The 26,130-nt window shown below is 55.0% G+C and carries 27 protein-coding genes; 12 read left to right on the forward strand and 15 right to left on the reverse strand.

All coding sequences use genetic code 11. The annotated features are described in order from the left end of the window. Positions 1–91 precede the first annotated feature (91 nt). Complete coding sequence (locus FD744_RS21990; RefSeq protein WP_058959185.1) at positions 92–409, reverse strand: DUF883 family protein; 318 nt, start codon at positions 407–409, stop codon at positions 92–94. A gap of 149 nt (positions 410–558) precedes the next feature. Between FD744_RS21990 and FD744_RS21995 the strand changes: the two genes are divergently transcribed. The 4 genes from FD744_RS21995 to FD744_RS22010 all read left to right on the forward strand — a co-directional run bounded on the left by FD744_RS21995 (position 559) and on the right by FD744_RS22010 (position 3,885). Further along, entirely contained in the window at positions 559–897 is a 339-nt protein-coding gene (locus FD744_RS21995) for a DUF2002 family protein (protein WP_034825485.1), read from the forward strand. Between the two features lie 134 nt (positions 898–1,031). Beyond that, positions 1,032–2,441: an S-methylmethionine permease gene (gene mmuP, locus FD744_RS22000; RefSeq protein WP_160869407.1), complete on the forward strand. Its 1,410-nt coding sequence runs from the start codon at positions 1,032–1,034 to the stop codon at positions 2,439–2,441. Next, positions 2,431–3,366: a homocysteine S-methyltransferase gene (mmuM, locus tag FD744_RS22005; RefSeq protein ID WP_160869409.1), complete on the forward strand. Its 936-nt coding sequence runs from the start codon at positions 2,431–2,433 to the stop codon at positions 3,364–3,366. Before mmuP ends, mmuM begins: the two co-directional genes overlap by 11 nt. A 96-nt stretch (positions 3,367–3,462) precedes the next feature. Further along, complete coding sequence (locus FD744_RS22010; protein ID WP_038645291.1) at positions 3,463–3,885, forward strand: hypothetical protein; 423 nt, start codon at positions 3,463–3,465, stop codon at positions 3,883–3,885. Between the two features lie 179 nt (positions 3,886–4,064). Here the strand turns inward: FD744_RS22010 and speG are convergent, their stop codons facing one another. After that, entirely contained in the window at positions 4,065–4,610 is a 546-nt protein-coding gene (gene speG, locus FD744_RS22015; RefSeq protein WP_034825496.1) for a spermidine N1-acetyltransferase, read from the reverse strand. Positions 4,611–4,839: 229 nt separating this feature from the next. Between speG and FD744_RS22020 the strand changes: the two genes are divergently transcribed. From FD744_RS22020 to FD744_RS22030, 3 genes are read left to right on the forward strand one after another with little or no spacing between them, the layout of a single operon-like run. Then, a complete protein-coding gene (locus FD744_RS22020; RefSeq protein ID WP_058959181.1) occupies positions 4,840–5,799 on the forward strand; it encodes an ABC transporter substrate-binding protein in 960 nt (319 codons plus the stop codon). Positions 5,800–5,819: 20 nt separating this feature from the next. Then, positions 5,820–6,665, forward strand: a complete 846-nt coding sequence (locus tag FD744_RS22025) for an ABC transporter permease (protein WP_160869411.1) — start codon at positions 5,820–5,822, stop codon at positions 6,663–6,665. Then, positions 6,665–7,450: an ABC transporter ATP-binding protein gene (locus FD744_RS22030; protein WP_160869413.1), complete on the forward strand. Its 786-nt coding sequence runs from the start codon at positions 6,665–6,667 to the stop codon at positions 7,448–7,450. The genes FD744_RS22025 and FD744_RS22030 overlap by 1 nt, the downstream gene beginning before the upstream one ends. A 143-nt stretch (positions 7,451–7,593) precedes the next feature. Here the strand turns inward: FD744_RS22030 and FD744_RS22035 are convergent, their stop codons facing one another. The 5 genes from FD744_RS22035 to FD744_RS22055 are packed head-to-tail and all read right to left on the reverse strand — an operon-like array spanning position 7,594 to position 12,549. Then, entirely contained in the window at positions 7,594–8,259 is a 666-nt protein-coding gene (locus FD744_RS22035) for an ABC transporter ATP-binding protein (protein ID WP_034825502.1), read from the reverse strand. Continuing rightward, the gene (locus FD744_RS22040; protein WP_160834638.1) at positions 8,252–9,085 is read right to left on the reverse strand and encodes an ABC transporter ATP-binding protein; all 834 of its coding nucleotides are present in this window, start codon (positions 9,083–9,085) and stop codon (positions 8,252–8,254) included. The genes FD744_RS22035 and FD744_RS22040 overlap by 8 nt, the downstream gene beginning before the upstream one ends. Further along, a complete protein-coding gene (locus FD744_RS22045) occupies positions 9,075–9,932 on the reverse strand; it encodes an ABC transporter permease (RefSeq protein WP_034825506.1) in 858 nt (285 codons plus the stop codon). The genes FD744_RS22040 and FD744_RS22045 overlap by 11 nt, the downstream gene beginning before the upstream one ends. Continuing rightward, positions 9,929–10,981 carry an ABC transporter permease gene (locus FD744_RS22050; protein WP_034825508.1) on the reverse strand — a complete coding sequence of 351 codons (1,053 nt, stop codon included), beginning with the start codon at positions 10,979–10,981 and terminating at the stop codon, positions 9,929–9,931. The genes FD744_RS22045 and FD744_RS22050 overlap by 4 nt, the downstream gene beginning before the upstream one ends. After that, on the reverse strand, positions 10,981–12,549 hold the full coding sequence (locus tag FD744_RS22055; protein WP_160869415.1) for an ABC transporter substrate-binding protein: 1,569 nt from the start codon (positions 12,547–12,549) through the stop codon (positions 10,981–10,983). The genes FD744_RS22050 and FD744_RS22055 overlap by 1 nt, the downstream gene beginning before the upstream one ends. An 803-nt stretch (positions 12,550–13,352) precedes the next feature. Here FD744_RS22055 and mgtA point away from each other — a divergent pair. Beyond that, complete coding sequence (mgtA, locus tag FD744_RS22060; protein ID WP_160869417.1) at positions 13,353–16,076, forward strand: magnesium-translocating P-type ATPase; 2,724 nt, start codon at positions 13,353–13,355, stop codon at positions 16,074–16,076. Between the two features lie 159 nt (positions 16,077–16,235). Continuing rightward, positions 16,236–16,913 carry an SDR family oxidoreductase gene (locus tag FD744_RS22065; protein WP_160869419.1) on the forward strand — a complete coding sequence of 226 codons (678 nt, stop codon included), beginning with the start codon at positions 16,236–16,238 and terminating at the stop codon, positions 16,911–16,913. A gap of 39 nt (positions 16,914–16,952) precedes the next feature. On the opposite strand, the gene FD744_RS22070 is transcribed toward FD744_RS22065, so the two are convergent. The 7 genes from FD744_RS22070 to phnR all read right to left on the reverse strand — a co-directional run bounded on the left by FD744_RS22070 (position 16,953) and on the right by phnR (position 22,880). Next, on the reverse strand, positions 16,953–17,609 hold the full coding sequence (locus FD744_RS22070) for an epoxyqueuosine reductase QueH (RefSeq protein ID WP_160869421.1): 657 nt from the start codon (positions 17,607–17,609) through the stop codon (positions 16,953–16,955). Positions 17,610–17,725: 116 nt separating this feature from the next. Then, positions 17,726–18,082, reverse strand: coding sequence for a hypothetical protein (locus tag FD744_RS22075; RefSeq protein WP_038645311.1), 357 nt, complete (start codon positions 18,080–18,082; stop codon positions 17,726–17,728). 134 nt (positions 18,083–18,216) lie between these two features. Then, positions 18,217–19,014, reverse strand: a complete 798-nt coding sequence (phnV, locus tag FD744_RS22080) for a 2-aminoethylphosphonate ABC transport system, membrane component PhnV (RefSeq protein ID WP_160869423.1) — start codon at positions 19,012–19,014, stop codon at positions 18,217–18,219. Continuing rightward, on the reverse strand, positions 19,008–19,886 hold the full coding sequence (gene phnU, locus FD744_RS22085) for a 2-aminoethylphosphonate ABC transporter permease subunit (protein ID WP_160869425.1): 879 nt from the start codon (positions 19,884–19,886) through the stop codon (positions 19,008–19,010). Before phnU ends, phnV begins: the two co-directional genes overlap by 7 nt. Further along, the gene (gene phnT / locus FD744_RS22090; protein ID WP_160869466.1) at positions 19,879–20,997 is read right to left on the reverse strand and encodes a 2-aminoethylphosphonate ABC transport system ATP-binding subunit PhnT; all 1,119 of its coding nucleotides are present in this window, start codon (positions 20,995–20,997) and stop codon (positions 19,879–19,881) included. Before phnT ends, phnU begins: the two co-directional genes overlap by 8 nt. Positions 20,998–21,003: 6 nt before the next feature. Then, on the reverse strand, positions 21,004–22,017 hold the full coding sequence (locus FD744_RS22095; protein WP_160869427.1) for a 2-aminoethylphosphonate ABC transporter substrate-binding protein: 1,014 nt from the start codon (positions 22,015–22,017) through the stop codon (positions 21,004–21,006). 143 nt (positions 22,018–22,160) lie between these two features. Continuing rightward, a complete protein-coding gene (gene phnR, locus FD744_RS22100) occupies positions 22,161–22,880 on the reverse strand; it encodes a phosphonate utilization transcriptional regulator PhnR (protein ID WP_160869429.1) in 720 nt (239 codons plus the stop codon). A 138-nt stretch (positions 22,881–23,018) separates the two neighbouring features. Between phnR and phnW the strand changes: the two genes are divergently transcribed. Both phnW and phnX read left to right on the forward strand, forming a co-directional pair. Beyond that, positions 23,019–24,122, forward strand: a complete 1,104-nt coding sequence (gene phnW / locus FD744_RS22105; RefSeq protein ID WP_160869431.1) for a 2-aminoethylphosphonate--pyruvate transaminase — start codon at positions 23,019–23,021, stop codon at positions 24,120–24,122. 9 nt (positions 24,123–24,131) lie between these two features. Beyond that, entirely contained in the window at positions 24,132–24,941 is an 810-nt protein-coding gene (gene phnX, locus FD744_RS22110) for a phosphonoacetaldehyde hydrolase (protein WP_160869433.1), read from the forward strand. Between the two features lie 34 nt (positions 24,942–24,975). Here the strand turns inward: phnX and FD744_RS22115 are convergent, their stop codons facing one another. Further along, entirely contained in the window at positions 24,976–25,830 is an 855-nt protein-coding gene (locus tag FD744_RS22115) for a PA4780 family RIO1-like protein kinase (RefSeq protein ID WP_160869435.1), read from the reverse strand. A gap of 54 nt (positions 25,831–25,884) precedes the next feature. Between FD744_RS22115 and FD744_RS22120 the strand changes: the two genes are divergently transcribed. Then, the gene (locus tag FD744_RS22120) at positions 25,885–26,076 is read left to right on the forward strand and encodes a hypothetical protein (RefSeq protein ID WP_160869437.1); all 192 of its coding nucleotides are present in this window, start codon (positions 25,885–25,887) and stop codon (positions 26,074–26,076) included. Positions 26,077–26,130: the final 54 nt, after the last annotated feature.

Here is a 26,130-nt window from a genome sequence, read left to right on the forward strand (position 1 = left end):
CAAAATTTAGGTCAAATTTTGTGCGCTTTCATTTGCGGCAGGCACAAAAAAGCCCCGCAATCGCGAGGCTCTCTTTAAACGCTAAAGATGGTTAACGGCGTGACATTAACAGCGCACCTAACACCAGACCCACGGCTGCACCGACACCCACGCCATGCCAGGGTTTGTCATGCACGTAGGCATCAACTTGATAACTGGCGTCACGCGCTGCCTGAGAAACGCGGCTGTTGCCGCCGTTCAGTTTTGCGCGGGTCTGCTTCAGCAGCGACTGTGCTTTGCTGCGTGCGCTATCCACTTCATCTTTGGCTTCGCTGCCGTAAGATTTAAGTAATGCTTCGAGCGAATCTGCCAGCTCGTTTACATCCTGATTGATATCAATGTCATCGTTTTTGCTTACGCGATTAAACATTTTTTCGCTCCCTTTGATTTAACAAGTAATACTGAGTGTAGACGAAACGTGACTAAACGCAGGCGTATGCCAGGCTTTAGGGAAATTCCGAATGTCCTGTATGTCGGGCTGTTGTAAGGTTGCGGGGCTGTGAGAAGAGAGGAGCAAGCATGTATTTACGTCCGGATGAGGTAGCGCGCGTACTGGAAAAAGCAGGGTTCGAAATGGACACCCTGACGCCAAAAATTTACGGTTATCGTCGTGGTGAAAATTATGTCTACGTCAATCGCGAAGCGCGCATGGGCCGCACCGCATTGATCATTCACCCCACGCTGAAAGAGAAAAGTCAGCACTTTGCCGAGCCCGCCTCAGAAATGAAAACCTGCGATCATTACACCCAGTTCCCGCTTTATCTGATGGGTGAATCCCAGGAACATTACGGTATTCCGCACGGTTTTAGCTCGCGTATCGCGCTTGAGCGCTATCTGCAAGGCGTATTTGGCGCCTGATGTGGTGCCCCGTTGACGCGGGGCCACCCCCGACTTTTTAAAACCCTCACCCTTTGCCACGTTGCAAATTGACACGCTGGCGCGTATAACCCTGTGTCCATATAGATGTTCAGACGTCCATACGGATAAAAATAATGCAAACGCAGGATACTTCTTCGCAGGAAAACTTTAAGCGCACCATGAAAGTGCGGCATCTGGTGATGCTGTCGCTGGGAGGTGTGATTGGCACCGGACTGTTCTTCAACACCGGCTATATCATCTCAACCACCGGGGCGGCGGGCACGCTACTGGCATATCTGATCGGCGCGCTGGTGGTGTGGCTGGTGATGGTATGTCTCGGCGAACTGGCCGTAGCGATGCCGGAAACCGGCGCTTTCCATGTCTATGCGGCGCGCTATCTCAGCCCGGCAACCGGCTACACCGTGGCCTGGCTTTACTGGCTGACGTGGACGGTGGCGCTCGGCTCCAGCCTGACCGCCGCCGGATTCTGTATGCAGTATTGGTTCCCCACCACGCCGGTGTGGCTGTGGTGTTTGGTTTTCTGCATCGCCATCTATCTGCTGAATATCGTCTCCACGCGTTTCTTCGCGGAAGGGGAGTTCTGGTTCTCCATCATCAAAGTGGTCACCATCATTGCCTTTATCATCCTCGGTGCGGGCGCGATGTTTGGCTTTATCCCGATGAAGGATGGCAGTGCCGCACCGGGATTGAGTAACCTGACGGCTTCAGGCTGGTTACCGCACGGCACCTTGCCGATTCTGATGACCATGGTGGCGGTGAACTTCGCCTTCTCCGGCACTGAGCTGATTGGTATTGCCGCTGGCGAAACCGAGCAGCCGCAGAAAGCCTTGCCGCTGGCGATCCGCACGACCGTAGCACGATTGATTATCTTCTTTATTGGTACAGTATTTGTGCTGGCGGCGTTGATCCCGATGGATCAGGCCGGCATCGTCAAAAGCCCGTTTGTGCTGGTGTTCGAGAAGATCGGTATTCCCTATGCGGCTGATATCTTCAATTTCGTGATCCTGACGGCGATCCTGTCCGCCGCCAACTCGGGTCTGTATGCATCGGGCAGGATGCTGTGGTCACTGGCGAATGAGAACACCTTGCCGCGCTGTTTCGCCCAGGTGAACCGCCGTGGGATTCCGGTGTTGGCGATCACCGTCAGTATGCTGGGCGGCCTGCTGGCGCTGTTCTCCAGCGTGATCGCGCCGGATACCGTATTTGTGGCGCTGTCAGCCATTTCAGGTTTTGCGGTGGTGGCGGTGTGGCTGAGTATCTGTGCCTCGCACTATGTGTTCCGTCGTCGCCACTTGGCCGCAGGCGGTTCGCTGCAACAACTCGCCTATCGCGCGCCACTCTATCCTCTAACGCCGATTCTCGGTTTCCTGCTGTGCCTGCTGGCGTGTGTCGGGCTGGCCTTCGATCCGTCGCAGCGTATTGCGCTGTGGTGCGGCATTCCATTTGTGCTGTTCTGCTATGCCGCATACCATGTCACGCATCGACGTAACCTGAAGGCCGGGGAGGCCAATGATGTCGCGTAATCCTGTCGCAGAAGCCTTAACACAACATGACACACTGATTCTGGATGGCGCGCTGGCCACCGAACTGGAGGCGCGCGGTTGCAATCTCGCCGATGCGCTCTGGTCTGCCAAAGTGCTGATGGAAAACCCTGAGCTGATTTATCAGGTGCATTACGACTATTTTGCGGCCGGCGCCAATGTGGCGATCACCGCCAGCTATCAGGCCACGCCGCAGGGCTTTGCGGCGCGTGGGCTGGATGAGGCGCAAGCGCTCACATTGATCGACCAAAGTGTGAAACTGGCACAACGTGCGCGTGATGATTATCGTGCGGCATCAGGCAGTGAAGCCGCTTTGCTGGTGGCCGGTTCCGTTGGGCCTTATGGCGCTTACCTAGCTAATGGTGCTGAGTATCGCGGTGATTACGCCCTGCCAGAAGCGGAGATGAAAGATTTCCATCGCCCGCGCGTCAAGGCGCTGTTGGACGCAGGCGTGGATTTGCTGGCGTGTGAAACCCTGCCGTCATTTGCCGAAGCGCAGGCGCTGGTGAGTTTGCTGGCAGAGTGCCCAAACAGCAGCGCCTGGTTCTCCTTCACCCTGCGTGATGCGCAGCACATCAGCGACGGCACGCCGCTGAGTCAGGTAGCTGAGCTGGTGAATGCGGCACCGCAAGTGGTGGCGATGGGCATCAACTGCGTAGCACTGGAGAGCGTGACACCGGCGCTGCAAGCCCTGCAGGCGCTGTGTGCTAAACCGCTGCTGGTCTATCCCAACTCCGGTGAACAGTACGATGCCAGCAGCAAAACCTGGCACTCGGCACCGTCGGGCTGCACGCTGCAGGATAAATTCCCTGAGTGGCAACAAGCGGGCGCACGGTTGATTGGCGGCTGTTGCCGCACCACACCGCAAGATATCGCGGCGATTGCCGCCTGTTGTCAACCGCAATAAAGGCCAGAAAAGCAGCACTGATAGGGCGATTGAGGCGAGTGAAAAGCAGGATAGGGCAGTTTAGACTGTCCTATCTGATTCTATAGCGGACCTGCCATGAACCTGCGACACCTTCTTCCCGCCACTGCATTGCTGCTGAGCGGCTGTGCCACCATTGTCGGCACGGAAACGCAGCCGGTAAAAATCGACTCTGTCCCGCAAGGCGCGCGTTTCACCGTGCAGGATGAGACCGGCCGCGCAGTGGCGCAGGGCTACACGCCACAAACCGTCGAGCTGGCAAAATCCACTGGTAATTATTTTGGTAAAAAACACTATCAGGTGATGCTGGAGAGTCCGGGCTACGTGCCGGTGACGCTGCCGATCGAGGCCAGTGCCAACCTGTGGTATCTGCTGGGTAATATCCCGTTACTGGGCTTCCCCGGCTGGCTGCTGGTGGATCCGTTCTATGGCGGCATGTACGACCTGAAACCTGAACATCCGCAGCCACGTCTCAACGTGGTGGGTGCGCGCGGCGGTTAAACCGCATGGCGTGGTCGCGGCGCAATTTTTTGTGCATCTCCTAAGCAGGTATGTCGCTGAGAGATGCGCGATACACCGCGCTGCTAAGGTTCAGCATCATCTTTTTGGTTAAAAGCGATAAATCACATAGCTGCCGTTTGATATTCAAGACGGCAGCGACAATGAGAGCCGATTTCAAGCTATTGTGCTGTCGGCTTCACCATGGCATGACCGGATTTATGCTGCGCCAGATACTGCTGCTGGAAAATGCACATGCGAATGGTATTGCGGTATTCACCATTGATGAAAAATTCGTGCTTCAGCACGCCTTCCACTTCAAATCCCAGTTTGGTGTAGATGTGAATCGCTTTCTCATTCTCCTGATCAACAATCAGGTAGAGTTTGTAGAGATTGAGCACCGAAAAGCCATAATCCATCGCCAGTTTAGCCGCCTGACTGGCTAAGCCTTTGCCCTGATGCCCCGGATCAATGATGATCTGAAACTCAGCGCGACGATGTACGTGATTGATCTCGACCAGTTCCACCAATCCCGCTTTTTGCCCATCGTGTTCAACGACAAAACGACGCTCTGTTTGATCGTGGATATGCTTGTCGTAGAGATCCGAGAGCTCGACAAAAGCTTCGTACGGCTCCTCAAACCAATAACGCATCACGCTGGCGTTGTTGTCTAACTGGTGCACAAAGTGCAGATCTTCTCGCTCAAGCGGACGCAATTTCACCGTCATACGGTGTTCCTTCTGTTGAAAAATTGGCGTGATTATAGCGCCATCCGCCGAAGGTTGCTTTCGCACCAGTGTGATCATCGGCATAGGGTTTATGCACCGTTTCAGTGCGCGATCTCAACCCCCTTTCCCCATCACAATGGGCTTTCACAATCTGGCACAGCCATTGCTTGGCTTGTATAGATAAGACTATACAACCGTTGTTTTTCATCACCTTTATCAGGAGTGGAAGATGGGCAAGCCAGTGAAACTCGTTGTTCGTGCATTAACCGCCGCAGTACTGTGCGCCAGTGCTTTAGGAGCACAGGCGGCCGACACCAAAGTCGCCATCGGTATTTCCGGCTGGACCGGATTTGCCCCGCTGACGCTGGCCGATAAAGCTGGGATTTTCAAAAAGCACGGCCTTGATGTCGATGTGAAGATGATCCCGCAGAGCAGCCGACATCTGGCGGTGGCTTCCGGCACCATTCAGTGCGCGGCGACCACGGTGGAAACCTACATCTCCTGGAACGCCGCAGGCGTGCCGATCAAGCAGATCGTTCAGCTGGACAAATCATATGGTGCCGATGGCCTCGCCGCCCGCAGTGACATCACCAGCATCAAAGATTTGAAAGGCAAAACCATCGCGGTTGATGCGCCCGGCACCTCACCTTATTTCCTGCTGGCGTGGATGCTGGATAAAAACGGCATGACGATGAAAGACGTGCGTCTCGCGACCATGGCACCGCAGGCGGCGGCACAATCTTTTGCGGCGGGTCAAAACGATGCGGCAGTGACCTATGAACCTTATCTCTCGGTGATCCGCAACCAGCCTAAGGCAGGTAAGATCCTCGCCACTACGCTGGATTATCCTATGGTCATGGACACGCTCGGCTGTACGCCAACGTTCCTGAAAGAACATCCTCAGGCCGCGAAAGCGCTGGTGGCCAGCTATTACGATGCGCTGGAGATGATCAAACAGCAGCCGGATAAATCCAACGAGATCATGGGTGCAGCAGTAAAATCCACTGGCAAGGAGTTTGCGGAATCGGCCAGTTATTTGCGCTGGCAGGGGCCGGAAGAGAACAAGAAATTCTTCAATGGTGAAATTGAAACCTTCAGTGATGAAGCCGGCAAACTGCTGCTGCGTGCAGGGGTGATCAAGAAAATGCCGGATGTGAAGAGCTTGTACGACGCCAGCTTCGTGCAGTAAGCAGGAGAAAGGAGATGGAGATGAGTAAAAGCCAACCCGTGACTCCGCCAGCCGCGCTGCCGGAGGCGCCGCAGCGCTGGCACAATCCGTTGATGGTGCCGCTGAAAGCGATTTCGCTGCGTTTACGTGTCGCGCTCGGCGTGGCGTTTTTTGTGCTGTTTATCGCGGTATGGACGCTGGTGACGCTGGGCGGCATGGTATCGCCGACGTTCCTCGCCGATCCGCTCACCATGCTGCAGCAGGGAGTGGTGTTGTTCACCGAGTACAACTTCTCGCTGGATATCGGCATGACGGTGATGCGCGTACTGTCGGGCTTCCTGCTTGCGGCCGTGATAGGTGTGCCGCTGGGCATCATGATGGGCGCCTATAAAACCTGGGAAGCCTTTCTCGAACCCTTCGTCTCCTTTTGCCGTTATTTACCGGCCTCGGCGTTTGTGCCGTTGCTGATTCTGTGGGCCGGTATCGGTGAAACCCAGAAGATCCTGGTGATCTTTATTGGCTCCTTCTTCCAAATCGTCTTGATGGTGGCGGTCACGGTGAGCGGCGCCCGTCGCGATCTGGTGGAAGCGGCCTACACGCTGGGCTGCAGCAACCGCTCGATCGTGCGTCGCGTGCTGATCCCCGGCGCAGCACCGGGCATTGCCGAACTGCTGCGTCTGGTGCTTGGTTGGGCGTGGACTTACGTCATCGTCGCCGAATTGATCGGATCGGAAAGCGGTATCGGCCATATGATCGTCGACAGTCAGGCATTGCTGAATACCGGGCAGATCATTTTCGGCATTATTGTGATCGGCTGCATTGGCTTGATCTCTGACTACTTGTTCAAAGTGCTCAATCGGCGCTTGTTTGCATGGAGCACCCTGTAATGAAACACAGCAAACTCAACGTGCGCGGCGTGGAACGCATTTTTACCGGACCGAAAGGGGAACAGACCCAGGCGCTGCAGCCGATCCACTATCAGGTGGAGGAGAATGATTTCATCACTATCCTCGGTCCCTCAGGCTGCGGTAAATCCACGCTGCTGCGCATCATCGCCGGACTGGATACGCCCACGCGCGGGGAAATCTGGCTGGACGGTAAAAGCGTGGAAGGGCCGGGCGCCGATCGCGGCATGGTATTCCAGAGCTACACGCTGTTTCCGTGGCTGACGGTGGAGGAGAACATCCGCTTTGGCCTGCAGGAGCGCGGCATCAGCGCGGCGCAGCAGAAAGAGCGCAGCGACTACTACATCCAGCAGGTGGGATTACGCGGCTTTGCGCAGCACTATCCGCGCCAGCTCTCGGGCGGCATGCAGCAACGTACCGCGATTGCCCGTGCGCTGGCCAACGATCCCAAAGTGCTGTTAATGGATGAGCCGTTTGGCGCACTGGATAATCAGACGCGCGTGATGATGCAGGAGCTGTTGCTGTCGGTGTGGGAGCAGTCGCGCAAGACCGTGCTGTTCGTCACCCACGATATCGATGAAGCGATTTTCATGGCTAACAAGGTAGCGATTTTCAGCGCCCGGCCGGGCCGCATCAAGCAGGAGGTGGCAGTGAATTTCAATAATGGCCGTGATTACACCATCAAAACCTCACCCGAGTTTATGGCGTTAAAGGCCGAAGTGACCGAGTCGATTCGCAGCGAAACGATGCAGGCGATGGCGCATTAAGCAGAGATCACATTTAGCTTAAATTGAATGGCGCATCGATTTACGCTTGTCCGTGGCGGCACGATGGAGCATGCATCTGTTTGCGATATGATCGCTTTAGATGCGGATGAAAAATCGCGCCGCAACGGTGGAGTGAAAATGCGTTAACCGACAATCCGACCCAATGCCATATGCGCCGCGCGGTCGCACATATGATCAATCACATCGGGATCGTGACTTACCAGCACCATGGTCAACCCATCATTCTGCTTCAAATCATTCAGCAGATTCAGGATCTCCGCCTGCACCGACATATCCAGTGCCGAGGTTGGCTCATCCAGCAACAGGATTTTCGGCTCCAGTAGCAGGGCGCGCACAATCGCCACGCGCTGACGCTGGCCGCCGGACAGCTGATGCGGATAACGATCCGCCAGCGCTGGATCCAGCCCGACATGGCGAAAACCCTGATTGATGCGGTCGTCGATATTATCGCGCTTCAGCATCTTCAACGGTTCGGCCAGCGTACGGCGCAGACGATGGCGTGGATGCAGTGAGGCATACGGATCCTGAAACACCATCTGCACATCACGACGCAGCGGACCGGTAAAGGCTTTACCTGGCTGCACATCGGTGCCGGCCAGTTGCATGCTGCCGCTCCAGAACGGGTTCAAACCTGCCATCACCCACAGCAGCGATGACTTGCCGCAGCCCGATGGCCCGACCAGGCCAAAACACTCGCCCGCGGCCACCTGCAAAGAGACGTCATGCACCACGGTGCGCAGTTCATAGCCCTGCTTATGCGACACGCTCAGATTGTTTAACTCAATCATTGCTGGCCTCCAGCGCAGCACGATCCAGCACCGGCAAGCGTTCACCGTGCGTGGCTTTGCTCGGACGACAGGACCATAGCGTGCGTGTGTAAGGATGAGTCGCATTAGATAGCTCTGCCGCAGGCAACGTATCCAGCAATTTGCCTTTGTACATCACCATCACGCGATCGCAGTGCTCAGAGACCTGTTGCAGATCGTGGCTGATCAGCAGCAAGCCCATATTACGCTGCTCCACCAAACGACGAATCAGTGCCAGCACCTGATCGCGCATCGCATGATCGAGCGCCGAGGTCGGTTCATCGGCAATCAGCAGATCGGGATCGGTGATCAAAGCGATCGCCAGCATCACACGCTGCCCCATGCCGCCGGAAAGCTGATGCGGATAACGCTTCATCAACTGACGGGGATCCGGCAGACCGACTGCATCCAGCATCTCGCACACTTTCTCTTTACGTTCGGCACGGCTCAGTTTGCGGTGTAGCACCAGCGGTTCTTCGACCTGCCAGCCAATAGTGCGAGTCGGGTTGAGGGCGTATTTCGGATCCTGCATCACCATCGCGACTTTGCCGCCGCGCAGGGCGATCCAGTCGCGTTCGCGCAGGTTGAGCGCATCGGCACCCACCACCTGTAAGCGATCGGCCTGCAGCTGCAATGAAGGAGAGAGCAGCCCCATCAGCGAGCGGGCCGTCAGTGATTTGCCCGAACCGGATTCACCGACCAGCGCCACGCGCTCACGGCCAATTTGAAAGGCTATATTATCCACTAACAGTGTATCTTCGCTGCGGATGGTCAGCCCCTGCACATCAATTAACAGATCATTTGGCATGACGGGTATCCAGTCGGTCGCGCAGGCCATCGCCTGTCAGATTAAACGCCAGACTGGCGAACAGAATCGCACCGCCGGGGGCGGCAGCCACCCACCATTGGTCGAAAATCACTTTGCTGCCTTCCGCCACCATCGAACCCCATTCGGCGGTTGGCGGTTGCACGCCCATGCCCAGGAAGCCCAAGCCCGCAGCGGAGAGAATGATGCCGCCGAGGCTCAGCGCCGCGCGCACCACGGCGGTGGGCAAACACAGCGGTAAAATGTGCCCGAACATTAAGCGCAAACCGGTAATACCCTGCATACGTGCGGCAGCCAGATAATCACTGCGGCGCAGTGCCAGGGTTTCCGCACGTGCCTGACGGGCAAATGGCGGCCAGCTAGTTAATGCTAGCGCCAGCGCACCGTTCATCAATCCTGGACCGAGCATCGCCACCAGCGCCAAAGCAATCACCAGATTCGGCAGCGACAGGAAGATATCCGTGATGCGCATCAGCACTCGCTCGGTCCAGCCGCCCACATAGCCGGCAGTAATGCCGACCAGCAGGCCCACCGGAATGGTCAGAACCAGAATCAGTGACACCAGCAACAGCGTAGGACGCGCACCGTAAATCACGCGTGACAGCAAATCACGGCCAAAGCCATCGGTGCCAAACCAGTGCAGCGCGGAAGGGGCCTGCAAACGCTGGGCGATCACCTGGGCGTTAGGATCGAACGGTGCCAGCAGTGGGGCGAACAGTGCCATTGCCACCACGATCACCACCAGCGTTAGGCCGATGGTCAGTGAAGTCACGCGCGCACGGCGGCGGCGCGGACGAACTGTCTCCAGTTCAGAGAGTTGTTGAGTCATCGGGTTCTCGGATCGGTTAACCAGGTGAGGGCATCGGCCACGGCATTAAGCAGAATAAAGCAACTGCCAATCAGCAGGGTCGAGCCGAGAATCGCTGGTGTATCAGAGGAAAACAGCGCGTTGGTCATGTAGCGTCCGACACCGGGCCAGGCGAAGACGGTTTCGGTTAACACCGAACCTTCCAGCAGGGTGGCGTAGGAGAGGGCGATGACCGTGATCAACGTCCCCAGCACGTTGGGGAAGATGTGTCGCAGCAGGATGCGAGTCCGTCCTGCACCTTTGGCGCGTGCCAGAATCACATACTCTTTGCTGCTCTCTTCTAATAGCGCGGCACGCAATAAGCGCGTAATACCGGCCATTGCCAGTAAACCGAGGATCACCACCGGTAGCCACAAATGGGCAATCGCATTACGGAACATCTCGGGATCGCCAGACAGCCAGCTATCGATAAGTACAAAGCCGGTTTTCGGCTCCAGCGTGTAGATCCAGATATCATCCAACTGTCCCGGCCCGGCAGACCAATGCAACACCGCGTAAAACAGCAGCAGACCCAGCAGACCCAGCCAGAATACCGGCACGGAATAGCCGAGCAGCGAGATAAAGCGCGCCACGTTATCGATCACGCTGCCCGGCTTCCACGCGGCCAGCAAGGCTAAAGTGATGCCAAACACCGCAGCAAAGATCATCGCACAGGTGGCGAGTTCAATGGTGGCGGGGAAGGTGCGCATCAGATCAGCGCTGACAGGCTGATTGGTCAGATGCGAGAGTCCTAAATTGCCCTGCGCCAGATGGCTGATATAACGCCAGAACTGTACCAGCACCGGCTGGTCGAGGCCGAGATCGTGGCGCACCTGTGCATAGGTGGCTTCGCTGGCGTGATCGCCGGCGATTTGCTGCACCGGATCAACCGGTGACAGGTGCGACAGCATGAAAGTGAACGCTAACAAACCAATCAACGTCACCAGCAGCGATAACAGGCTGGTGACCAGACGGCTAAAACGTTGCCAGAGTGGCCGGGCGAACCCGGCCTGTGAAGCAGACACTGCCATTACTTAGAAACCTGCGAGTAATACACCATGTCAGGGTTAATCCCCTGCACATAGCCTTTCAGGTTATCGCGCAATGCAATCAGGTTGCGCGCTTGCAAGCCGATCACGTAGGGCGAGTTCTTCAGCACTTCACGCTGCATCGCCTGATACAGCTCAGCGCGTTTATTGCTGTCAGCTTCGGCGGTGGCGGCCAGCGTTTGTTTACTCAGCTCTGGAATGTGCCAGTCAGAGCGGTAAGCAATGGTTTTGCTGCCATCTTCCGGGTTATAGGCGAACGAGGCGGCATTGGTATTGGGATCGAAATAATCCGCACCCCAGGCGTTCAGTGTCGCTTCGTACTGATGCGCTTTCACGCGGGTAGAGACTTCAGAACTCAGGCCCGGCTGCACTTCGACTTTCACGCCACCTTTGGCAAAGCTGCCCTGTAATGCCTGCGCAATGTCGAGGTACGGCGGTTGATTGCTGGTAGAGAGCTTAAAGCTGACGTTGGTTAAACCTGCTTTCTTGAGAATCGCTTTGGCTTTCTCCGGATCGTAGGTGTACGGCGTGTCATTCAACGCACCGAGGAAACCTTTAGGCAGAAAGGTTTGATGTACTTCGAACTGGCCTTTCAGCAGGTCGTTAGCAATACCTTTGTAGTCGAACAGGTAACGCGCCGCTTCCCACAGTGCCGGGTTCTTCAACACTGGATTCTCACCGACGTTGAACTGAATGTAGTAGAGCGAGGCCATCGGAATCGCTTCGGTCTTCACGCCCGTTTTGCCTTTCAGCGCCGCAATTTGGTCTGCGCCGAGGTTACGAGCAATATCCACATCGCCCTGTTCCAGCAGCAGACGACGCGCAGCAGGTTCCGGCACGTTCTTGATCAGGATGTTCTTCAGCTTCGGTGCGCCCGCCGGTGAGGTCGGGTTGGCGGTCAGCAATACCACTTCATGCAGCACCACTTTACGAATCTGATACGGGCCGCTACCCGCGGAGTTGGTGCCTAACCATGCATGGCCGAAGTCGCCGTTTTTGGCATTCGCCTGCGCAGTTTTCTCATCCACAATTGAAGAGACCGGCGCAGACAGCAGGCTCAGCACATAGGCCGGGCTGACGTTGGCGCTCCAGCTAATCTGCACATGGTTGTCATCGACTTTTTTCAGGAAGGTATCGACGTTGTCTTTATTCCAGCCGAGCTGCGTCAGAATAAAGGAAGGGTCGAGGTTAAGTTTCACCACACGACCCAGCGAGAAGATCACATCTTCCGGACGAAGCGGGTTACCACTGGCGAATTGCGCGCCTTTGCGCAGTTCAAAAGTCAGGCTGCGGTTGTCACTGCCTGGCGTCCAGGAGGTGGCCAGCGTTGGCTTCAAATCGGTAGGGTTAGTTGGATCCGACTGAACCAGACGTTGATAGATGTTAGTGAATGCTTGCACCGTGGTGAGTTCAAAGCCCTGTGCCGGATCGAAGCTATCAGCATCATCAGTCGACTGCGCAATCACCAGCGTATCTTTTGGTGTTGCGGCCTGAGCAGAGAAGGCGGCTACCAGCGATAACGCCAGCAGTGAGGGAATGATTTTTTTCATGTTGTTTCCTTGCCTTAAAAAAGTAACGCGAGTTTACGAGAGCGCAGTAATGAAGAATAGTCAATTTATGGCTATACATATGCTTTACGGTTCTAAGCACGACGGATTGGTTATAAGCCTGTTAAATATGCTGTTATTGTTATCGCACCGTGCTGTGCTAGAGACTCGCCAGTTTATGTCCTTCCATCAACCAAATTACAACGGAAATTAAACTCGTTGCTGAACGGAAATAATTACCTTTACTTCGCTTCGCTCAGGAATATAATGGCGCCAACTTCAAACAGGAGAATTCAGTTGGACAGTCACCCTTTTAGATGGCAACACAAGGCAAGCTGACGCGCGAATTCTTTTGTCGCTGCTTGCCAACACGGCGGGCAGCAATCCTCTCTTCTCTCTGATGATTGTTCCCCTTTAAACGACAGTAGCGGGTTGATGCCCGTGGGGATTTCATTATGCACATGATTTTAAACGCACTTTTTCCTCCGCCTCGATGCGCGCGCTGATCATCAGCGTGCAGAATTAACCGCTTTTATGGCGTGTTTCAGCACGTCCATAGTCAGGATAACTGGCAAATCTGGACTGACTGAAGATCGCTCTCAGGGGCATCATTGACATCGTCATCGCTATTTCTCGTTATTTTAACGAGCGAATTTCTTCGTCTTTTATTTACGGGAGGTCATATGGAAATTCCCGATAGGTTATTTTTAATCATCTAACGCATCGTCGTTAATTTAATTTATCCCCGTTAATGTGCTCCCCGCACAGGGACTGTTATTGCCGTAAAAAAATAGAGGAATGTCATCATGACTGACATGAAACTCAACCAGGAAAAAAAAGCCTGGAGCAACGCCCGTCCGCAGAGTCAGAAAACGCCGCGCTATCTGATTGAAGATGAAGCCGGTTTCACCGCCGATGAAACCCTGGTTCGCCTGCGCAGTGATGCGCTGGGCCTGAGCGAACGCGAAGCCGAAGCGCGTCTGGAAGTCTATGGCCGCAATCAGGTGGCGCATGATAAAGCGCCGCACGCGCTGATTCAGCTGATCCAGGCATTTAATAACCCGTTCATCTACGTATTAATGGCGCTGGCAGCGGTGAGTTTTTTCACTGACTACCTGCTGCCATTACGTAAAGGCGAGGAGACCGACCTGACCGGTGTCATCATCATTGTGACGATGGTAACGCTCAGCGGTTTGCTGCGCTTCTGGCAGGAGTTCCGCACCAATAAAGCCGCGCAGGCGTTGAAATCCATGGTGCGCACTACCGCTACCGTACTGCGTCGGGAATCTGCCCAACAGCCCCCGGCTAGACAGGAAGTGGATATTGCCACTTTAGTCCCCGGCGACATTATCTATCTATCGGCTGGCGATCTGGTGCCTGCCGACGTACGTTTGCTGGATTCGCGTGACCTGTTTATCAGCCAGGCGATTCTGACCGGTGAATCGCTGCCGGTTGAGAAATATGACGTCACGGGCCACGTCACCAGCAAAGGCGCAGGAGCGAGCGATCACGGGGCTTCATTGCTGGAACTCGGTAGCGTGTGTCTGATGGGTACTAACGTCTCCAGCGGCAGTGCCAAAGCGGTGGTGGTGGCGACCGGCGGCGAAACCTACTTTGGCAGCCTGGCGAAATCGATTGTCGGTAATCGCTCGCAAACTGCTTTTGATCGCGGTGTGAACAGCGTCAGCTGGCTGCTGATCCGCTTCATGCTGGTGATGGTACCGGTGGTTCTGCTGATTAACGGGCTAACCAAAGGCGACTGGCTGGATGCCTCGCTGTTTGCGCTGGCGGTAGCGGTCGGTCTGACGCCGGAAATGCTGCCGATGATTGTCAGCTCGAATCTGGCGAAAGGCGCGATTGCCATGTCACGCCGCAAAGTGATTGTGAAACGGCTTAACGCGATTCAAAACCTCGGTGCGATGGACATCCTGTGTACCGATAAAACCGGCACGCTGACCCAGGACAATATCATTCTTGAGCATCATCTGGATTGCGCCGGGGTGGAAAACTCTCGCGTACTGATGCTGAGCTGGCTCAACAGCCACTATCAGAGCAGCACGCCGAATCTGATGGATCGTGCGATTCTGCGCTACGGCAAGGATCGTGTAACGGCGGACATGGGCGACTATTACGCCAAAGTGGATGAGTTGCCGTTTGATTTTGTGCGTCGCCGTGTTTCTGTTGTGGTGCGCGATCGTCGTCTGAATCAACAGATGCTGATCTGTAAAGGCGCGGTAGAAGAGATGCTGAGTATCGCTACGGCTGAGCGTGAAGGAAAACTGGTTCAGCCGCTGGATGAAAAACGCCGTGCAGAATTGTTAGCTCTGGCACATCAGTACAACGAGCAAGGTTTCCGTGTATTGCTGGTGGCGAGTCGTGCACTGGAAGAGCCGGGCTTGCAGCAGGCATTGAGTGTGGCAGATGAGCAAGGGTTAACCGTGGAAGGGTTACTCACTTTCCTCGATCCACCTAAGGAGAGTGCCGCCAAAGCCATCACCGCACTGCGCGACAATGGCGTGAGCGTCAAAGTGCTGACCGGCGACAACCCGGTGGTCACTGCACGGATTTGCCAGCAGGTTGGCATTGATAGCGGCGACATCGTCACTGGCGATCAGATTGCCATGATGAGCGACGAGCAACTGGCGGAGGCGGCAGCGCATAGCGCAGTGTTCGCCAAACTGACGCCGCTGCAGAAATCTCGCATCTTGCGTGCATTGCAGCAGCAAGGACACACCGTCGGTTTCCTCGGCGATGGGATTAATGATGCGCCAGCCCTGCGTGATGCCGATGTCGGGATTTCAGTGGATAGTGCAGCAGACATCGCCAAAGAGTCTTCTGACATCATCCTGCTGGAAAAAGATCTGATGGTGCTGGAAGAGGGGGTGATGAAAGGACGCGAAACCTTCGGCAACATCATCAAGTATCTGAACATGACCGCCAGTTCCAACTTTGGCAACGTGTTCTCTGTGCTGGTGGCGAGCGCCTTTATTCCGTTCCTGCCAATGCTGGCGATTCACTTGCTGATTCAGAACCTGATGTATGACCTGTCTCAGCTGGCGCTGCCATGGGACAAAATGGACCGTGAGTTCCTGCGCAAACCGCGCAAATGGGACGCGCGTAATATCAAACGCTTTATGCTGTGGATTGGGCCTACATCATCAATCTTTGATATCACGACTTTTGCTGTGATGTGGTACGTGTTTGCCGCCAACACGCCCGAAATGCAGTCACTGTTCCAGTCCGGTTGGTTTGTAGAAGGATTGCTGTCGCAGACGTTGGTAGTGCATATGCTGCGCACACAAAAAATTCCGTTCATCCAGAGCCGTGCTGCACTGCCGGTGCTGCTGACTACGGCGTGTGTGATGATTGCAGGCATTCTGCTGCCATTCTCTCCGTTGGGACACATGGTGGGATTGACCCCGTTGCCCTGGGCTTACTTCCCATGGCTGGTCGCGACCTTGTTAGGTTACTGCGTGGTCGCACAGGGTATGAAAATGCTCTACATCAAACGCTTCGGCCAGTGGTTCTAACTCCATGGAGGCGCTATGCGGAATCGGAATCTTAATAAGGTGGTGTGCCATCTGCTAATCATGATGGTGGTTATCGTCGTACTAACGCTGGTGTTTCGTTAGTCAAACCAAGGGCAGGTTACTCTGCCCTTTTTGCCTTTTAACTGCGGGAAGGGACAAATGAGCCAAACAAAACGCGCATTGATTATCGGTGCTTCAAAGGGGATTGGACTGGCGGTGGTGCAGCAACTGCTGGCCGATGGCTGGGACGTTACGGCGACTTATCGCAGCACTGCCGTTTCCTATCAGCATGAAAAACTGCGCTGGCTGCCACTGGATATCACTATTGGCACACAGCGTGAGCAATTACTTCAGCAGCTCAAAGGCGAGCAGTTTGATCGCGCGCTGATCAATGCCGGGATTCTCGGCCCGGATTCAATGGAATTGATCCCCACTTCCGATGATGAACTGATACAGCTGTTTATGACCAATAGCGTTGCGCCCGTGCGCATGGCGGAAGGTCTGTTGCCGTTGCTGACGGAAAAACAGGGCGTGCTTGGTATTACCACATCTCGTCTCGGCAGCCTGACGGAAAATGCGGAAGCGCTTCGCCCTTACTACTCAGCCAGCAAGATGGCACTGAATATGCTGAGCCGTGCACTACTGCAGCAGATGGATCCGCGTGGCACAACCTTGCTATCGCTGCATCCGGGCTGGGTGAAGACCGATATGGGCGGGGATGATGCGGATATTACGGCGGTCGAAAGTGCTCAGGGAATAGTGACGCAACTGAACCGTTTTGCCGGGCAGGGCGGACATCATTACGTCGATTACAGCGGCAGGCAATTAGCCTGGTGAGGGTAAGCGCCTGCTAACCGATGCCAGCAGGCTATTTGTTTATTCGTCGGGCTGGTAGTACTGCACACCAATTTCAATGCGTTCGCGCCCGCTGGCCACGCGATGGCGATTGCTGCCGCGTAGCGAGTAGATGCAGCCGCAGTACTCCTGCTGATAGAAACGCTCGCGCTTGCTGATCTCGATCATGCGCGATGATCCACCACCTTTACGCCAGTTAAACTCCCAATACAGCATGTCAGGATAGTGCGCTGCTGCACGCACACCGCAGTCATTAATCTGCTTCATGTCCTTCCAGCGCGAAATGCCCAGCGAACTGGTGATCACCGGGAAGCCATTTTCATGTGCATACAGCGCAGTACGTTCAAAGCGCATGTCGAAACACATGGTGCAGCGTACGCCACGCTCCGGTTCCCACTCCATGCCGCGCGCCCGATCAAACCAGTTATCTTTATCGTAATCGGCATCCACGAAAGGCACACCGAACTGCTCAGCAAAGCGGATATTTTCTTCTTTGCGCAGCTCGTACTCTTTCAGCGGATGAATGTTTGGGTTGTAAAAGAAGATGGTGTAATCGATTCCGGAAGCCAGCATCGCTTCCATCACCTCACCCGAGCAGGGTGCGCAGCAGGAGTGCAACAGCACTTTGTTGTGACCGTTGGGTAAAGGCAAGGGCTGGCGTTTGAAGGTGTCAGACATAAGAAAAAATGGTTAATGAGTGTTGAGCGAAGTGTAAGTCGATATCGAGCCGCACGCAAAGCGGCAAAAACGAAAAAGGCCGCAATCGCGGCCTTTCGGGATTCTGTCAGAAGAACTCATTCAGTCACTTTCTTCTTCAGATCGCTGGCACCTTCTTTGGTTTTGTTCCAGCCTTTAGTCGCACCTTCTTTGGTGGCATCCCACCCTTTTTCAGTGCCTTCTTTGGTTTTGTTCCAGCCTTTCTGTGCGCCTTCGCTCACTTTGCTGCTGGTGCTGTCGCTCTTACCTTCAACAGCATGCTTGGCTTTCAGCTTCTGCTCTTCGCCCTGATGCTGCGCCTGATGCAGCTTCTCTTTGGCGGTGTTTGCGCCCGCTTGTGCGTTCGCGACGGTGTCGTCAGTTGCATGTGTGGTAGCGGCAAAAGCCGAAGAAGCCAGCAGCAGGGCAGATACAGCAATAATTGTCTTTTTCATGAATATTCCCTCATCAATCGCTCTATGAGTTATGAGCGTAGTTAACAATGGCACGCTCAGCCAGAATTGGCTCCAGGAATAACCTTAATTGAATCATCGGGTTTGCCCGGTGAAAAAATGTGCGCGGTGGCCCGTTAGGGATTCGATAGCCGCTGTGCCAGCCTCTCGAGTTTTACCGTCAGCCACAGAATCACCGCTACCAGCACAATGGTCAGGGCGGAACCATCGGCAATGCTGCCACGATCGGTCAGGCTGAAAATCGCCACCGGCAATGTAGTCCAGCCCGGCGGATAAATCATTACTGTGGCGCCAAGTTCGCCCATTGACAGTGACAAACTCAGTGCCAGCGCGGACAACATCCACGGCATCAGCAGTGGCAACGTAATATGGCGCAGACGATATGCAGGGGACGCGCCCAGACTCGACGCCACGTTCTCGATATCAGCCGAAATACGCGCCAGCCCGGTAGAGAGGTTACTGAAGCTAAAGGCGGATATCAGCACAAAATGCGCGACCAGGACGATCCACACGGTGCCGTTCATCTGCAACGGCCCCTGACTGAAGGCCACCAGAATGCCCAATCCCACTGACACAGAGGGCACAGCGCTGGGCAGAAAGAAGATGATGCCGAGACGCTTTTGCCAGTGCACACTGTATTGACGCAGTGCCAGTGCCGCCCAGCAGCCACAAAACAGGGCAAACAGACTAGCAGCAAATCCCATCACCAGGCTGGAGAACAACGCATCCCAGGCGGCTCCTCTAAAAGCATTGATGAAGTGATCAACAGTAAAGCCTGATGGCAAAAAACCATTCCACTGCTGGCTGAAGCTGGAAAGCAGGATCACCATCAGTGGCAGAAGGAAGAACAGGGTAAACAGCGTGACAGCAGCAGCGCTGGTCAACCTGCGAGCGCGGCGTGACCAAACTAACATGATGAGCTCCTTGCGCCAGCGCGACCGGCCGCGAGGCGATACAACAGAAACAAGCCGAGCGACAGCAGAATATTGATAACGGCAATGGCGCAGGCGCTGGCGTAATCGGATTCAAGAATCGCCTTGCTGTACACCATCATTGGCAGAGTGTTGACGCCTTTTGCGCCGATAAACAGCACGATGCCAAACTCATTGGTTGCCAGCAGCAAGCACAGACTGCCGCCCGCCAGCAGCGCGGGCAGAGCCGCAGGAAAAATCACCTGAGCGATAACGCGTAGAGGATGCGCACCCAGCACGCTTGCGGCTTCTAACTGGCTACGATCGATCTGGCGCAACGCAGCCATCAGTGGGCGCATCACCAAAGGCGTGAATACCGTGATTTCCGCCAGAATCACCCCCGGCATGGAGTAGAGGAAATCAATCGGCGGCAATTCGAAATGAAACAGCGCCATCAGCCCGCCATTCAGTAAACCGGCGGACCCATAAATAAAGGTGAACGCCAAAGTGATAAGAAAGGTCGGCAGCGCGATAAAGGTATCGATCACCAGGCCGATAAACCGGCTGCCGCTGAAGGGGATAAAGACCAGAATCAGAGACATCACGCTGCCTAACAGTAAGCAGCCGAAGGTAGTGAACAGCGCGATTTGAACGGTGTTCAACAATGCACTGATAAAGCGGCGTGATTCCAGCACCTGCAAAAATGCAGCGAAACTGCTGTGGCCGCTGTTGTCCTGCAGGGCTTGTTGCACAATCAGTAACAACGGATAGAAGAATAACGTGGTGAGCACCAGCAGCGGTAACAGCAAGCTGCCATGACGTTGAAGCGCCAGGCTGCGCCGTAATGGGCGCAGTACAGGGAGGGTGTCAGACATGCTCAACCTCCAGCAACACCGCATCTTCCGGTTCAAACCACAACGTCAACGCATCTCCAGCCTGTGGCAGCGGATTGAGTTGCGTCAGCACCACGCGCACTGTTTCCCCCGCCACATCACATAAAAGATGGGTGAGATCGCCTTGCCAGTGCAGGGATTGCAGAGTGGCGTTCAGGCGATTGCTGCGTGGCGAACGTGGCTGCAACGTAATGTGCTGCGGGCGAACGCAGAGTAACTTGTTGCGGCCGCGCATGTTGCCCGAGGTACAGGCGTTGACCAGCGTACCGCCACAACTGACGCACACTTCACCTGACTGCTGCTGCACCTCCAGCGCGGTGGCTGCAAGGATGTTGGCGCGTCCAAGGAATTCCGCGGCAAAGCGATTGGGCGGTCGCTGATACAGCGTATGCTTTTCACCGTACGCCACCATCGAACCCTCTTTCATGATGCCGATTTTATCCGCCAGCGTCAGGGCTTCGGTCTGATCGTGCGTGACGTAAAGGATAGTCAGTTCAGGTAATTCCCGGTGTAACCGCGCGATTTCCTCCACCATGTTGTGGCGAATCTGTGCATCCAGTGCTGATAGCGGCTCATCCAATAGCAACACTTGCGGACGTGTGGCGATAGCGCGGGCAATTGCCACGCGCTGTTGCTGGCCGCCAGAAAGCTGGTGCGGATAACGAGTGGCGAAATCACGCATTCCCACCATTTTCAGGGCATCCTGCACACGCTCAGCGATCAGCGCCCTGGGCTGCTTTTGTGCACGCAGACCGAACGCCACGTTGTCCTCCACTTTCATGTGCGGGAACAGCGCGTAGTTTTGTACCACCATGCCGAGTCCGCGTTGGTAAGGTGGCAATGCACTGATATCGCGATCGCCCAGTAAAATGCGCCCCCCTGCGGGAGGCACAAAACCTGCAATCGCACGCAATACCGTGGTTTTTCCCGAGCCGGAAGGCCCAATCAATGCCAGCACTTCACCGGGTTCAATGGTAAGGGTGAGCGGTTTGAGCACGACCTGGTCGTGATAAGCCACACGCAAGTTGTCCAGCACAATGCCCGAGGTGTTGGCTGCGATATCCGGTGCGGCGACAGAGGTTTTCATCAGCATCACGGGTTACTCGCTGTCAGTCACGTTGTGCCATTGCGCGATATCGGTTGAGAGTGAATTGGCCACCTCATTCCAGTCTGGCTGCCACACTTTCACGCCCTGTAATGCGGCTGTTGCTTGCTGATAATTGCTGTCATCCGGCGTGATATCACGGCGAACGGGCATGCCCCATGCCAGAGAGCTGACCTGCATTTGTGCGGCGTTATCCAACAGGAAGTTGATGAGTTTTTTACCGTTCTCGCTTTGTGGCGCGTTTTGCACCAGACCAATCACATAGGGCAGGGCCAATGCGCTGCGTTCCCCCTGAGCATCCGCTGGCCAGAAGATCTGGATATTCGGGTTTTGCTTCATTTGCGACAGGTTCATTTGCAGGTCACCGTTCGCCACATACAGCTCGCCTTTATTCACCAGGGCAGTCAGTTTGCCAGTGGAGGCGGATGGACCCACGTTGTTGGCTTGCAGCTTACCCAGATAATCGAAGGCAGCGGGTTTGCCACCAAAGCTGTGGAACGCTTGCAACATGACTGCGGTGCCATCGCCCGCCTGACCAGGCGTAGAGTATTGCAGCTTGTTCTTGAAGCGGTTATCGAGCAGATCCTGCCAGCTGGCAGGGGCGGATTTCAGTAACTTGCGGTTGTAGATGAAGCTCAAATAGTTGTTCACCAGAGGCACATAACGCGCGGTGGCTCCGGGAATTTGCGCGGCGGCATCTGGCGTGAAATCGGCTAACAAGTCGTTGCCGGCGGCACGTTGGATGAACGGCGGCACGGTGACTAAAACATCTGCCTGAGGATTACTGCGCTCTTTCGCAAGGCGTTCGACAATCGCTCCCGATCCGCTCTCTACGTACTGCACTTTGATTCCCGTGGCTTGCGTGAACGCGGCAAATTCTGCCTGGTACCAGCTGTTTTCCCCATCGTGCAGGCCATCGGCCGAGTAGACGGTGACAACCGAATCTGCCCAAGCCGGGCTTGAAGCAACAGCAAGAGCGGACAGCAGAGCAAGGTGAGAGAGTTTCATCTGTTGGGCCTCGTAGCGTGTGAAAGTTAATCTGGTATGTACCAGAATTGCGTTTAACGCTAATCGGCATATGTGACAGAAAAATGAAGCAGGCAAAAAAAAGCCCCGCTCATCACTGAGCAGGGCTTTTTTATTCGCAGGGATTAATGAGTGTCCACCTCGATCCGCAGGCTGTCATGGCGCCAGAACTCGATATCGTAATCGAGTACGCGACCATGCTGGTCGTAATTGAGCCGACTCAGTTGCAGCGCCGGCAAGCCCTCCATAATCCCCAGCGCGGCCGCGGCATGCGCCGGAATGGAGGTTGGGTAAAAGGCCAGATGCATGCTGGTGTAAACCAGGTCGTAATGGCTTTGGTAGACCTCCGTCAGACTGCCATTGAGGTCATGACGCAGCAGCTCAGGAACTCGCGCGGGCAGGCAATGGTTTTCGCAATAACATATAGCGCGACCATCGGCGTAACGCAGGCGCGCGAGCAGATAAATCTGGTCGAATGGCTGCAATTCCAGTGGCTTCATGACATCAAGCGGCACGGTGGTCAGGCGGCCACTGAGCAATACTGTTCTCGGCTCACGACCCTGTTCAAGACAGAGTTTGTGGAAGTTGGTGTTCTGTGTGGGATCAAGCCAAAGGCGTTCCGGGGTGACAAACCAGCCACGGCGATCGGAGCGATAAATGACGCCGCTCGCCTCCAGCTGCGCCAGACTTTCGCGGATGGTGGTGCGGGTGGTGGAGAAGATCGCACATAACTCGCGCTCTGACGGCAATTTATCACCGGTTTTCAACGCACCACTTTGAATGCGCGCCTGAAGCTCGGCCTTGATCAGCAGGTATTGCGGGATATCACTGGTTAACGATTTCATGCGGATTCGCTGTAGTTTTTTAAGACGTCATTATACATGCCCAGATGAATTTTTTGTTGCAGTGGCGATTTCTCCTTGTGGTGACGAAAGCGATTCTCTAATAATAAATGTCATCTGGTATATACCAATGGTGAAAAAATGACTTCCCGTAATTACCTGTTGCTCACACCCGGTCCACTGACCACCTCTAAAACCGTAAAAGAAGCCATGCTCTCTGATAGTTGCACTTGGGATGATGATTACAATCTTGGTGTGGTTCAGACCATCAGGCGGCAGCTGGTCTCATTAGCGACGCCTGCTGCGGGTTACACTTCTGTGCTGTTGCAAGGCAGCGGCAGCTATGCCGTGGAAGCGGTGTTAGGCAGTGCGATTGGCGATGCTGGCAAAGTGCTGATTGTCAGTAATGGCGCGTATGGTGCGCGCATGATTGAGATGGCATCACTGATGGGCATCGCGCATCGTGCCTATGATTGTGGCGAAGTGGCACGCCCGGATGTGGCTGAGATCGAACGCGTGCTGCGCGAAGACCACAGCATTACCCATATCGCCATGGTGCATTGTGAAACCACCACCGGCATGCTGAATCCGATTGCCGAGGTGGCAGCCCTGGCCCGGCAGTATGGCAAGATCTATATCGTCGATGCGATGAGCAGCTTTGGCGGTATCCCGCTTGATGTCGCAGCACTCAATATCGATTTTCTGATCAGCTCTGCCAATAAATGCATCCAGGGCGTACCCGGCTTTGGCTTTGTTATCGCGCGCCAGAGTGAGCTGGAAAAGTGCAAAGGGCGCTCCCGCTCCCTCTCACTGGATCTCTATGCGCAGTGGCACTGCATGGAAGAGAACCACGGCAAATGGCGCTTCACTTCACCTACGCACACGGTGCTGGCTTTTGCGCAGGCGCTCAAAGAGCTGGCGGAAGAGGGCGGTGTGGCGGCTCGCCATTCACGCTATCGCCATAACCAGCTGAAGCTGGTGGCGGGCATGCGTCAGTTGGGCTTTGAAACCTTACTGGAAGATGCGATGCACTCGCCCATCATCACCGCGTTTTATTCTCCCAAGGCCGAGACCTATCGATTTGCCGATTTTTATCAGCAATTAAAAGCACAAGGCTTTGTGATCTATCCCGGCAAGGTTTCAAAAAGCGACTGCTTCCGCATCGGCAACATCGGTGAGGTGTATGCAGCGGATATCGCCGGCCTGCTCAACGCCATCGAACATGCCATGTATTGGAAAAAATGAGGACATACCATGCAACGTATTAGCGCCGTAATTCTGGATTGGGCGGGCACCACCGTGGATTTCGGCTCCTTCGCACCCACGCAAATTTTTGTCGAAGCCTTTCGTCTGGCATTTGATATGGAAATCACGCTGGAAGAAGCACGCGTGCCGATGGGGCTGGGAAAATGGCAGCACATTGAAGCGCTTGGCAAGTTGCCAACCGTGGATGCACGTTGGCAACAGCGCTTTGGCCGGGCGATGAGCAGGGAGGATATCGACGCTATCTACCAGGCTTTTATGCCGCTGCAAATTGCCAAAGTGGTCGATTTCGCCCAACCCATCGCAGGGGTAACCGAGATGATAACCCAGCTCCGCGCCGATGGCATCAAAATCGGCTCCTGTTCTGGTTATCCGCGTCCGGTGATGGAGCGACTGGTGCCCGCCGCTGCCGAGGCAGGTTACGCGCCGGATTACTGGGTGGCTGCTGACGATCTTGCGGCTGGAGCGCGTCCTGGTCCGTGGATGGCTCTTCAGAATGTGATTGCACTGGGCATCGATGCGGTCGGTCACTGCGTAAAGGTCGACGACGCCGTGCCAGGCATCGAAGAAGGGCTGCGCGCCGGGATGTGGAGCGTTGGTCTGTCGGTGTCCGGGAATGAATTTGGTGCGACCTGGGAAGAATATCAGCAGATGGATGGTGCTGAGATTGCGCGTCGCCGTGAAGTGGCGCAGCAGAAACTGAGCGCGGCGGGAGCGCACTACGTCATCGATACGCTGGCGGATTTACCGACGGTGATCACAGATATCAATGCCCGACTGGCGCGGGGTGAACGGCCTTAATTTATCAGGGGCGGCGAAGAGAAACTTTGCTGCCCTAATCTTCATCCCGCTCTTTAGCTGCTCGCTGGCGATCGTAATACTCATCTTCAGCAGAGATGATTTCGTCCAGCAGGGAATCCATATCTACAGCATGAACTTCTTCCACAAACAGACCGGTTAAAACGGTTTCAGGCGTTAACTTACCGCCTTCAAATAGCTGCCAGATCTCTTTCGCATAACGCGTTTCTAAAATCTGCGGGGCAAACTGACCGTAATATTCGGTGATATTATTCACATCGCGCTCGAACATTGATTCAGCGTGGTTGTTTGCTGAAGCATCCACCGCTTGAGGCAGGTCGATGATCACTGGGCCATGCTCATCTTGCAACACGTTAAACTCTGACAGATCGCCATGCACAATGCCGGCACACAACATGCGTACGATATTGCGAATCATGGTGGCGAAATCAGTCAGAGCTTCCTCTTGCGACAAAATTACATCGCTCAGACGTGGTGCTACTGCGCCATCTGCATCAGTGACCAACTCCATTAACAACACACCGTCGAGGCACATATAGGGTTCAGGCACGCGAACGCCGGCTTTGGCCAGGCGGAACAGCGCGTCGACTTCTGCGGTATGCCAGACTTCCTCTTGCTGCTTGCGGCCGAACTTGGAACCTTTTTGCATTGCACGCGCGCTACGGGAGTTGCGAACTTTGCGCCCTTCCTGATATTGCACGGCTTGCTTAAAGCTGCGCTGAGAAGCTTCTTTGTAGACTTTAGCGCACTGGACTTTGCCGCCGCACATGACAGTGTAAACGTCAGCTTCTTTGCCGCTTTTCAAGCGCTGAAGCACGTTATCGATCAGGCCGTCATCGACCAGCGGTTGGATTCGGTTTGGAATTTTCATGCGGCTTTATACCTTATTTAAGAGGCTTTCCGCATCAAGAACATGGTGAGTTACATGGGAAAAACCAAACGAGCATCGATAGTTGCAGAGGCCTGGTACATCATTCCACAAAACCACTGGCACAAAAAAGCCCGCAAGGGTTTCACCTTACGGCTCCTGGGACTCCATCGCATGGCTCTGGTGCCATCGATGGGACCAAAATCCAAAGATCCAGAGCATGGCTATTTACGTCATCAAATTGAATAGCACCTTAATTAAAAGCATCGAGCCGGCTAAGACGGTAACGGCAAGATCCTTAAC

Source organism: Pantoea sp. Taur (assembly GCF_009830025.1).
GTDB classification, from domain to species: Bacteria; Pseudomonadota; Gammaproteobacteria; order Enterobacterales; family Enterobacteriaceae; genus Pantoea; species Pantoea communis.

Coding starts and splice junctions, on each gene's coding strand:
- FD744_RS22035 (WP_034825502.1), bottom strand. CDS start 8,259: ATGATTGAGTTAAACAATCTGAGCGTGTCGCATAAGCAGGGCTATGAA.
- FD744_RS21990 (WP_058959185.1), bottom strand. CDS start 409: ATGTTTAATCGCGTAAGCAAAAACGATGACATTGATATCAATCAGGAT.
- mmuP (WP_160869407.1), top strand. CDS start 1,032: ATGCAAACGCAGGATACTTCTTCGCAGGAAAACTTTAAGCGCACCATG.
- FD744_RS21995 (WP_034825485.1), top strand. CDS start 559: ATGTATTTACGTCCGGATGAGGTAGCGCGCGTACTGGAAAAAGCAGGG.
- FD744_RS22025 (WP_160869411.1), top strand. CDS start 5,820: ATGAGTAAAAGCCAACCCGTGACTCCGCCAGCCGCGCTGCCGGAGGCG.
- FD744_RS22115 (WP_160869435.1), bottom strand. CDS start 25,830: ATGAAAATTCCAAACCGAATCCAACCGCTGGTCGATGACGGCCTGATC.
- FD744_RS22095 (WP_160869427.1), bottom strand. CDS start 22,017: ATGAAACTCTCTCACCTTGCTCTGCTGTCCGCTCTTGCTGTTGCTTCA.
- FD744_RS22045 (WP_034825506.1), bottom strand. CDS start 9,932: ATGACTCAACAACTCTCTGAACTGGAGACAGTTCGTCCGCGCCGCCGC.
- speG (WP_034825496.1), bottom strand. CDS start 4,610: ATGACGGTGAAATTGCGTCCGCTTGAGCGAGAAGATCTGCACTTTGTG.
- FD744_RS22065 (WP_160869419.1), top strand. CDS start 16,236: ATGAGCCAAACAAAACGCGCATTGATTATCGGTGCTTCAAAGGGGATT.
- FD744_RS22075 (WP_038645311.1), bottom strand. CDS start 18,082: ATGAAAAAGACAATTATTGCTGTATCTGCCCTGCTGCTGGCTTCTTCG.
- FD744_RS22050 (WP_034825508.1), bottom strand. CDS start 10,981: ATGGCAGTGTCTGCTTCACAGGCCGGGTTCGCCCGGCCACTCTGGCAA.
- FD744_RS22055 (WP_160869415.1), bottom strand. CDS start 12,549: ATGAAAAAAATCATTCCCTCACTGCTGGCGTTATCGCTGGTAGCCGCC.
- FD744_RS22040 (WP_160834638.1), bottom strand. CDS start 9,085: ATGCCAAATGATCTGTTAATTGATGTGCAGGGGCTGACCATCCGCAGC.
- FD744_RS22010 (WP_038645291.1), top strand. CDS start 3,463: ATGAACCTGCGACACCTTCTTCCCGCCACTGCATTGCTGCTGAGCGGC.
- FD744_RS22070 (WP_160869421.1), bottom strand. CDS start 17,609: ATGTCTGACACCTTCAAACGCCAGCCCTTGCCTTTACCCAACGGTCAC.
- phnR (WP_160869429.1), bottom strand. CDS start 22,880: ATGAAATCGTTAACCAGTGATATCCCGCAATACCTGCTGATCAAGGCC.
- FD744_RS22030 (WP_160869413.1), top strand. CDS start 6,665: ATGAAACACAGCAAACTCAACGTGCGCGGCGTGGAACGCATTTTTACC.
- mmuM (WP_160869409.1), top strand. CDS start 2,431: ATGTCGCGTAATCCTGTCGCAGAAGCCTTAACACAACATGACACACTG.
- phnV (WP_160869423.1), bottom strand. CDS start 19,014: ATGTTAGTTTGGTCACGCCGCGCTCGCAGGTTGACCAGCGCTGCTGCT.
- phnX (WP_160869433.1), top strand. CDS start 24,132: ATGCAACGTATTAGCGCCGTAATTCTGGATTGGGCGGGCACCACCGTG.
- phnW (WP_160869431.1), top strand. CDS start 23,019: ATGACTTCCCGTAATTACCTGTTGCTCACACCCGGTCCACTGACCACC.
- phnT (WP_160869466.1), bottom strand. CDS start 20,997: ATGCTGATGAAAACCTCTGTCGCCGCACCGGATATCGCAGCCAACACC.
- FD744_RS22120 (WP_160869437.1), top strand. CDS start 25,885: ATGGGAAAAACCAAACGAGCATCGATAGTTGCAGAGGCCTGGTACATC.
- mgtA (WP_160869417.1), top strand. CDS start 13,353: ATGACTGACATGAAACTCAACCAGGAAAAAAAAGCCTGGAGCAACGCC.
- phnU (WP_160869425.1), bottom strand. CDS start 19,886: ATGTCTGACACCCTCCCTGTACTGCGCCCATTACGGCGCAGCCTGGCG.
- FD744_RS22020 (WP_058959181.1), top strand. CDS start 4,840: ATGGGCAAGCCAGTGAAACTCGTTGTTCGTGCATTAACCGCCGCAGTA.